The sequence below is a fragment of the Variovorax sp. P4_D9 genome (assembly GCF_056401695.1).
In genome coordinates this window covers 1-1,663 of sequence record NZ_JBFUIU010001342.1, presented here as the reverse complement: position 1 = coordinate 1,663, position 1,663 = coordinate 1, and the positions used below count along the sequence as shown (strand labels likewise).

Here is a 1,663-nt window from a genome sequence, read left to right as displayed (position 1 = left end):
GTTTGGGGCCGCTGCAGCCTGATAGGGCTATCACGAGCAACGCAATCACGAAACGAGAGGTCGATGTCATCGCTCGCCTCCTACCTTACTCTCGACCTGCTGAAGAGCGACTTCGCGTGCGTCAGGTTTGTGAGGCCGGCACCGAGGGATCCCCCGCTTCCACCCGTCAGCGACGCGCAAATGGTCGGGATCTGCAGGAACATGAAGAACATCGCCATCGAGATCAGCAAGATGGGAATAGTGATCGCGGCGACGTTCAAGCCTGACCCACGCACCCCCAATAGGTTTGCGACCATGTTGAGCACCCCACCACCGCCGCMAGTCCCGCCCAGCGTGTTGTTCAATGTGCCCAAATAACTGTTCACGATGCCGATGAACATGAAGATGAACAGCGCACTGAACACGTGATAGAAGACGAAGTACAGCCCGGTGTTCAACCACGAGTAGAAGTAGTTTCGGGTCTGAGGAAGGACCAACGCGAGCACGAAGAACGGTCCCACTGCGAGGACCATGCTCAACCCAAGCTTCGAGAAGATGACGGAGAAGAGAGCGGCTGCGAGGAGCAAATAGACGGCGACAATGACAAGGACGCCCATAAGGAACAACGCTATGGCTGGCCCAATGGCGAGTTCCTTAACAAGATTGCTTCCGGCAGTGAACATCGCGGAAACCAAATCCACCACCTTCTCGTTCACCTGCCCGAGTAGATCAGGCGCGTTCGTCGCCGAGCTGCTCATCGCCGACGTCAGCGCGGACGGGAGATCGAAGATCGGTCTGGCGACCCAGTTCAGGTATCCGTTCCCCATGATGTAAAGCACCACCATAAATCCGACGAATTTCAGCAACCAGTCGGTGATCGGCATGGCCACTTTTCCTTCGATGATCAGGTAGCACCAGATCAAAAGGCAGATGCCGAGCAACACCCATGCAATGGGAATTACGTAGCCGGAGATCCCCGCCGCAGCGGACTCATAGAATCCACCGAGCGCTCGATCAAACTTCGTATAGATGTCGGCAATGATGTTGTCGGCCATGAGGCACTCCAACCATCAGAAGTTGAGTTTCATAGGTTTCCGCAGCGCGCCGACTTCATCTTGCGCCGTGCAGGCGGCAGCACGCTTTCCGGTCTTTTCCATCTCTGAACTGCACGCGGCATTCAGCTCTATGAGCGGCCCAAGGTTTCCCTTGTCTGCCTCGGCGGCGATGAACTTCGGGTCGAACTTGATAGCCTCGACCGCTGCTTCCTGTTTGCCGCACCCCGCGACCAGAAGGACTACGGTCAGCACTGCAGCTTGCTTAAACGATTGCTTCTTCATGATTTTCAGAACCTGATGCCACCGGCCGACCCACGGGTCATGCCAGCATTGAAGTTGTCAATGGCTGATTGCTGCTGCAGGCGACGGTCGGCCTCTTCCATCGCCTGGATCGTCGACAGCTTGATCTGCTCGTTCTGCATGCGCACTGTCTCGACCTGGATGCGCGCTTGAACTTCGGAGATGGCCTTCTGGTCGGTGGACGCGTTGATCGAGCCGACGAAGGTCTGGAGGTTGCGAATGTTCTCGGAGGCCTTGCGGTAGCCCATGTCGCCGATCTGCTTTTGCAACGCGAGCTGCTGCCACTGCTGCGTGCATGCGGTGCGCATGGAGGCGTCGCTGTTCAGCTC

3 protein-coding genes are annotated in these 1,663 nt (G+C 57.1%); all 3 read right to left on the bottom strand.

Annotated elements, in window-relative coordinates:
- Positions 1 to 80: 80 nt before the first annotated feature.
- Positions 81 to 1,034, bottom strand: coding sequence for a TrbL/VirB6 family protein (locus AC1DY5_RS54690; protein WP_478122538.1), 954 nt, complete (start codon positions 1,032 to 1,034; stop codon positions 81 to 83).
- 15 nt (positions 1,035 to 1,049) lie between these two features.
- Positions 1,050 to 1,316: a hypothetical protein gene (locus tag AC1DY5_RS54685; protein ID WP_478122537.1), complete on the bottom strand. Its 267-nt coding sequence runs from the start codon at positions 1,314 to 1,316 to the stop codon at positions 1,050 to 1,052.
- A 5-nt stretch (positions 1,317 to 1,321) separates the two neighbouring features.
- Positions 1,322 to 1,663 (bottom strand): type IV secretion system protein (locus AC1DY5_RS54680; RefSeq protein WP_478122536.1); only part of this gene is annotated, 342 nt, incomplete at its 5' end.